This is a genomic window from Rhodoferax sp. (genome assembly GCF_028689295.1).
Classification (GTDB): Bacteria; Pseudomonadota; Gammaproteobacteria; order Burkholderiales; family Burkholderiaceae_C; genus Rhodoferax.
This window is the reverse complement of the sequence record NZ_JAQTWL010000042.1, coordinates 1-6808: the sequence shown is the minus strand read 5'-3', so window position 1 is coordinate 6808 and position 6808 is coordinate 1. Positions and strand designations below refer to the sequence as shown.

At 62.7% G+C, this 6808-nt stretch carries 7 protein-coding genes; 6 read left to right on the top strand and 1 reads right to left on the bottom strand.

What is annotated here, in order from left to right:
- Positions 1–49: 49 nt before the first annotated feature.
- Positions 50–1342: an HD domain-containing phosphohydrolase gene (locus tag PHF15_RS16300; RefSeq protein WP_300122830.1), complete on the top strand. Its 1293-nt coding sequence runs from the start codon at positions 50–52 to the stop codon at positions 1340–1342.
- Between the two features lie 115 nt (positions 1343–1457).
- A complete protein-coding gene (locus tag PHF15_RS16295; RefSeq protein WP_300122828.1) occupies positions 1458–2591 on the top strand; it encodes an ATP-binding protein in 1134 nt (377 codons plus the stop codon).
- Positions 2592–2695: 104 nt separating this feature from the next.
- Here the strand turns inward: PHF15_RS16295 and purT are convergent, their stop codons facing one another.
- The gene (gene purT, locus PHF15_RS16290) at positions 2696–3922 is read right to left on the bottom strand and encodes a formate-dependent phosphoribosylglycinamide formyltransferase (RefSeq protein WP_300122825.1); all 1227 of its coding nucleotides are present in this window, start codon (positions 3920–3922) and stop codon (positions 2696–2698) included.
- A gap of 85 nt (positions 3923–4007) precedes the next feature.
- Here purT and PHF15_RS16285 point away from each other — a divergent pair, with 85 nt between their 5' ends.
- From PHF15_RS16285 to PHF15_RS16270, 4 genes are all read left to right on the top strand, one after another.
- Positions 4008–4931 carry an ATP-binding cassette domain-containing protein gene (locus PHF15_RS16285; RefSeq protein WP_300122823.1) on the top strand — a complete coding sequence of 308 codons (924 nt, stop codon included), beginning with the start codon at positions 4008–4010 and terminating at the stop codon, positions 4929–4931.
- The gene (locus PHF15_RS16280) at positions 4928–5737 is read left to right on the top strand and encodes an ABC transporter permease (protein ID WP_300122821.1); all 810 of its coding nucleotides are present in this window, start codon (positions 4928–4930) and stop codon (positions 5735–5737) included. Before PHF15_RS16285 ends, PHF15_RS16280 begins: the two co-directional genes overlap by 4 nt.
- 46 nt (positions 5738–5783) lie before the next feature.
- Positions 5784–6293: a hypothetical protein gene (locus tag PHF15_RS16275; protein WP_300122819.1), complete on the top strand. Its 510-nt coding sequence runs from the start codon at positions 5784–5786 to the stop codon at positions 6291–6293.
- The coding region (locus PHF15_RS16270) for a pyridoxamine 5'-phosphate oxidase family protein (protein ID WP_300122818.1) at positions 6290–6808 on the top strand (519 nt) is incomplete at its 3' end. The genes PHF15_RS16275 and PHF15_RS16270, both read left to right, overlap by 4 nt.

The following is a 6808-nucleotide window of genomic DNA, read 5'->3' as shown; positions in this document are numbered from 1 at the left end:
GGTGGCATTCCAATAACCCTGCCGGGTCAATGAAGGTCACTGCGAGCCCATGAACGCCCCCGACATCGCCACCGTGACCGATCCGGCGCACTTCACCCGGGCCATCACCGACCTGGGTGACAAGTGCACGGTGGTCACCACCCAGGCCATTTTTAATGATCGGGGGATCAAGATCATTGAAAAAGGCGTGACGGTCAACGCCAGCCTTTATGACCGTCTGATGGCGCACCGTTTGCCCACCCCGCTGGAACAGTCTGTCAGCACAACCCCGACAGTGACGGGGGCCGTGCTGCGTGACCACGCTGAACAGGCCATGGCCGAGGTGCCGTTTTTCCAGCGCATGGCGGCAGAGGCCCAGACCCGCAGCCTGTTGCTCGACGCGCTTGAGACACTGGCCCTGCCTGATCCCATCGCGTTTCAATTGTCGCTGGCCAAAGAGGTGCGTCCTGCCTTGTTCCGGCACTCGATCCATGCCGCGCTGTTGGCCGCCTGGCTGAGACTGGACGCGCTGGTGTCACGGTTTGACATGGGCCTGGCCGCCGCGGCGGGTCTGTTGCATGACGTTGGCATGTTGCACCTTGATCCGGTGCTGCTCCAGCCACACGGGGCCATCGCCCGTGAACAGCGACGTCAACTCTACTCCCACCCGCTGGTGTCAACAGCGCTGATCGAACGCCACCACGAGTACCCGCGTGAATTGTTACGCGCGGTACGGGAGCATCATGAGTTTCTGGATGGCTCAGGTTACCCGCGGCATCTGAGTGGCCCGGCGATTGGCCCTCTGGCACGCATCCTGTGCCTGGGTGAGCTGGTGACTTCCATGCTGGCGTTGGGCGGAGGCTTGTCTGAAATGCGGCTGTGGGTCAAGCTGCGCATGAATGCCCATCGTTATGACCCGACCCTGGTGGCACGTGTGCAACGCCACCTGCAGCTTGGCTGCGAGCAGCAGACCAACACGCCGATTCTGCTGACCGACCCCGTGGCGTGCCTGCAGGAGATCAACCTGGTGGTGGCTGACTGGCCCAGGGGCATCCTGCAGCGCCGTGACCTGAGTGACAGCCGGCGCCAGGGCATGCTGGCGGTGGCGGGTCAGGCTGACCAGTTGTACCGCACGCTGGCCGGTGTCGGAGTAGCGCCGCAGCAGTTGGCGCAGCTGGGCAGCGAGGCGCTGGAGGAGGCTCTGCAACTGGAGCTGACCTTGCTGGCACAGGAAGCCCAATGGCAGCTGCGTACGCTGGCGCGCCAGACCCGACGACGTTGGCGGTTGGGCGCGGAGCCGGATTATCCCGACGCCTTGCGAGCCTGGCTGGACCGGGTCGATACCCTGGTGGCAGATGCCTGACGCATCTTCCGCACCAGGGGGGCTGGTGGACTTCAATGACCGGAGTTTGGCGACTTTATTGAGTTATGGTGACAAAAAGTCGCGACTTTTTATTATCTTTATTTAAAATAGTCGCATGAAACGCTATCTGGACGAGCAGGTTCGGCAAGACCTGCAGAAAAAAATGGTGGTCTTGACCGGCCCGCGTCAGGTTGGCAAAACCACGCTGAGCCGCCAACTGGTGGGCGAACTGGCCGGGGCACAGTACCTGAATTACGACGTGGCCGCACACCGCGCGGTGATGCTGGCGCAAAGCTGGCGGCAAAGTGCGCCATTGCTGGTGCTCGATGAAATCCACAAAATGCGCGATTGGAAGGCTTGGCTCAAAGGCGTGGCCGATGGCCGTGCGCCTGATCAGCAATTGCTGGTCACAGGCAGTGCCCGCATGGATACCTTTCGCCAAAGCGGTGAGTCACTGGCCGGGCGCTATTTCCGGCTGCGGCTGCACCCGCTGTCGGTGCGTGAATGGGCTGAGCAGGCGCAGGTGTCACCGCATGCGGCCCTGACGCATTTGCTGGAACGTGGCGGCTTTCCAGAGCCTGCATTGGCGAAAAGCAATGACGAGGCCCAGCGCTGGCGCAACGATTATTTTGCCGGTCTGGTGCGTGAAGACGTGCTGGAGTTTTCCCGTCTGCAAGAGGTCAACGCCATGCGTCTGTTTGCCGAGATGCTGCGCGCGCGGGTAGGTTCGCCGCTGTCGCTCGCCTCCATCGCGCGTGACCTGAACCTTTCGCCCGTCACCCTGGCGAAATACCTGGACATTCTGGAGGCGCTGTTCATCGTCTTTGTGGTGCGCCCGTGGCACCGCAACATCGCCCGCGCCACGCTGCAAGCGCCCAAAGTCTATTTTTACGACACTGGCCTGGTGCAGGGAGATGACGGGGTGCGCTTTGAAAACCTGGTGGCCTGCCACCTGCTGAAAAACGTGCAGTGGCAGCAGGACACCCGGGGCGCACCAGTGGAGCTGCACTACATCCGCACCAAGGACGAGGCCGAGGTGGACTTTTGCCTCAGCCAGGGCGACACGCTCACGCACCTGGTGGAATGCAAACTGTCAGATGCCAAGCCGCACCGCGCGTTGGCCCGCTTTGCCGAGCAGTGGCCGCAGGCGCAGGCGGTGCAGTTGCTGCGCGAATGCCGGGCCGAGGCTGACCTTGGCCGTCTGCAACTGCGTGATGCTGCGTCCTGGCTGGCCGCGCTGGACGTTTGATCTTTCGGCGATGGCCTGAAGCCTCTGGGCTAAGTGACTGACGAAATCACTCCTTAGCCCAGGAGAAATAAGCGTATAAAGCTATAAATTAAATAGCAAAATGGTCAGGCAATACGTGGTTTGACCTTGGACGCTGCCAGCTTGGCATTGACGCGGGCTTGTTCCACATCGGCATGGGCCGCCAGCGCCACGCCCATGCGGCGCTTGACAAAACTTTCGGGCTTGCCAAACAGGCGGATGTCGGTGCCGGGCACTTGCAATGCCTCATCCACGCCGTCAAACACAATGCCTTGGGCGTCCACGCCGCCGTAGATCACGGCGCTGGCCCCCGGGTTGCGCAAGGTCGTGTTGACCGGCAGGCCCAGGATGGCGCGGGCGTGTAACTCGAATTCACTTTGCCACTGCGTGCAGAGGGTGACCAGGCCGGTGTCGTGCGGGCGCGGGCTGACTTCGCTGAACCAGACCATGTCGCCCTTGATGAACAGTTCCACACCAAACAGCCCCAGGCCACCGGGTTGGCCGTCCAGCCCGATGCCGAGGTTGTCGGTGACGGTCTTGGCAATGTGGCGGGCTTTCTCCAGCGCCACCGGGCTCATCGGGTGCGGCTGCCAGCTTTCCACATAGTCGCCGTTGACCTGCACATGGCCCACTGGGTCGCAGAAATGCGTTTCGATCTGGCCGTCAGCGCCGCGGGCGCGCACCGTGAGCTGGGTGATTTCGTAGTCAAAGTCGATGAAACCTTCCACGATGACGCGGCCATGGCTGACGCGTCCCCCGGCCATCGCGTAGTCCCAGGCCTTTTGCACATCGGCCGGGCCGCTGATCTTGCTCTGGCCCTTGCCGCTGGAGCTCATCACCGGTTTGACAATGCAGGGGTAACCAATACCGCCGTCAATGGCGGCTTGCAGCTCGGCCAGCGAGTCACAGAACTTGTAGGGGCTGGTGGGCAGGCCCAGGGTTTCGGCAGCCAGACGGCGGATGCCTTCACGGTCCATGGTCAGACGGGCGGCACGGGCGGTGGGAATGACGCGCACCGTGCCGGTGGCTTCCAGCACTTCAAGCATCGGGGTGGCGATGGCCTCGATCTCGGGCACCACCAGATCGGGCTTGTCCTCTTCGATCAGCGCTCGCAGCATGGCCGGGTCGCTCATGGTGATGGTGCGGGCATGGTGCGCCACCTGCTGACCCGGTGCGTTGTCATAACGGTCCACCGCAATGGTCTCCACCCCCAGGCGCTGCAAGGCAATCAAGACTTCTTTGCCCAACTCGCCGCTGCCCAGCAGCATGACTTTGGTGGCATTGGGAGACAGGGGGGTTCCGAGGGTGGTCATGAGCGTTGCGCGATGTCGCGTCCTGAACAAGGGGTTTGAAAGAAAAGGTGGCTGGTTGTCGGTCTGCTGAGTGACAATTCTGCAGATGAGTGATCCAATTTTATCGGTACAGGGTTTGGTCAAACGCTACGGTGAAGCCACCGTGGTGAGTGACCTGTCGTTCGAGATTGCCCCGGGCGAATGCCTGGGCGTGATCGGCCCGAACGGCGCGGGCAAAACCACCACCATCCGCATGTGCCTGGGACTGACCGTGCCCGATGCCGGGGGCATCACCGCCTTTGGCTTGCAGATGCCGCGCGACGCGCTGGCCATCAAGGCCCAGCTCGGGGTGGTCAGCCAGATGGACACACTCGACCCCGACTTCAGCTGTGCGGAAAACCTGCTGGTCTACGGCCGTTACTTTGGTCTGCAAGACGCGCAGATTCGCCAGCGCATTCCGGCGCTGCTGGAGTTTGCCAGCCTGAGCAACAAGGCCCAGGCCAAGCCCGGTGAGTTGTCCGGCGGCATGAAGCGGCGCCTGAGCCTGGCGCGTGCGCTGGTCAACAACCCGCGCCTGTTGTTGCTGGATGAACCGACCACCGGGCTGGACCCGCAGGCACGCCATCTGATGTGGGAGCGTCTGCAACTGCTGCTGGCCGAGGGCAAATCCATCTTGCTCACCACCCACTTCATGGACGAAGCCGAGCGCCTGTGCCACCGTCTGCTGGTGGTGGACCATGGCAAAAAAATTGCCGAAGGCGCGCCACGCGAGCTGATCCGCCGCTACCTGGAGCCCGATGTGGTGGAGGTGTATGGCAGCGGCGCCCTGGCACTGGTAGGCTCGGCGCTGCAGGCGCTGGCCGCACGGGTGGAAGTCAGTGGCGAGACGGTGTTTTTCTACACCCAGGACGCCAAACCCCTGATGCAGGCCCTGGCGGCCTATCCGCAATTACGCACCCTGCATCGTCCGGCCAATCTGGAAGATCTGTTTCTCAAACTGACGGGCCGCCAAATCCGGGAGGACGCATGAACACCCATCTGACCCCTTCGGTCTGGCGTGCGGCAGAACTCTCCATGCGCTGGTGGCCGGTGTTCCTGCGCAACCTGCTGGTCTGGCGCAAGTTGGCGCTGCCCAGTCTGGTGGGCAACATTGCCGAGCCCTTGATGTGGCTGGTGGCGTTTGGTTACGGCATGGGTGCGCTGGTTGGCCAGGTGACGGTCAACGGGGTGCAGGTGCCCTACATCCTGTTTCTGGCCAGCGGCTCGATCTGCATGAGCGCCATGCAGGCGGCGAGTTTTGAGGCGCTGTACTCGGCGTTTTCGCGCATGCATGTGCAAAAAACCTGGGACGGCATCATGAACGCACCGGTCAACCTGGACAACATCGTGCTGGCCGAAATGTTGTGGGCAGCGTTCAAGTCGCTGTTCACCGTGACCGCCATTCTGGGTGTGATGCTGGGTCTGGGCATCAGTTATTCACCCAAACTGCTGGTGGCCTGGCCGGTGTTGTTTGGCGTCGGCATCACTTTCAGCTGCATCGCGCTGATCTTCAACGCGCTGGCCAAAGGCTACGACTTTTTCACCTACTACTTCACGCTGTTCCTCACCCCCATGATGTTCCTCAGCGGCATCTTCTTTCCGCTCGAGCAACTCCCGCCGGTGGTGCGCGCCATCTCGCACTGGCTGCCGCTGACCAATGCGGTGGCGCTGGTGCGCCCGCTGTTCATGGACCAATGGCCCGCCGAGTGGCTGCGTCCGCTGGCGGTCCTGGCGACGTTTGCCGTGGCCGGGTTCTGGGTGGCGCTGGCGCTGACGCGCAAGCGGTTCCGTGCTTAACCCGCACTGCCACGGCAGCCGTTGAGTTTTCCTATACTGCGCAGCCATGAACCCCACCGCCACCACGCCGTTGTTGTCGCCAGAGCAGATTGCCATGGTGGACAAAGGTGTTTCAGCCATTGTCAGCTCCTGTGACGTGCAGCTGCGTCCGAGCCTCATGCGGGCCATGGGCAGCAGCATCACCCCCGATGGGGGGTCGGTCACCGTCTACCTGTCGCGCAGGCAGTCGCGCCAGGTGCTGCTGGATATCGCGGCCACGGGCCGGATTGCGGTGGTGTTCAGTGAACCGCTGAGCCACCAGACCGTGCAGCTCAAGGCCTCACAGGCCCGCATCCGCCCGGCACAGGCCACCGACGAGCCACTGCTGCAGCGATATCGGGCCGCCATGGTGCTTGAGGTGGCCAAGGTCGGGATTGATGCCCGTTTTGCACATGCCATGTTTGACTGGCAGCTCGATGACCTGGTGGCCGTCAGTTTTGAGCCGCAGGAGGCCTATGACCAGACGCCGGGACCGCGGGCGGGTATGGCGCTGCCAATCAGCGCAGCCGCATCATGAACGGGACCACACTGGGATCGATCCGGCCCTGTCTGGAAGGGGCCATTCCGGCCATCATGGCCACCACCAGCGCGGCCGATGGCATGCCCAATGTGGCCTATATTTCCCAGGTCTATTACGTGGACGAGCGCCATGTGGCGCTGTCTTTCCAGTTTTTCAACAAGACGCGCAAAAACATCCTCAGCCATCCGTACGCCTGCCTGCTGATGCTGCACCCGGTCACCGCGGCGTATTACCGGTTGCACCTGCGGTATTTACGCACCGAAACGGCGGGCCCGCTGTTTGAAGGCATGAAGGCGCAGCTGGCCGGCATTGCCTCGCACAGCGGCATGGCCAGTGTGTTCCGGCTGCTTGGGTCGGATGTGTACGAGGTGCAGGAGATCGAGGCCGTTGCCGGCACGCCGCTGCCGTCGGCACCGAGCCGCTGCAGCCTGCTGGCGGCCATGCGCCATTGCAGTGAACGCCTGAGCCAGTGCACGGCACTGGATGAACTGCTCAACGCCACCCTGGCGTCA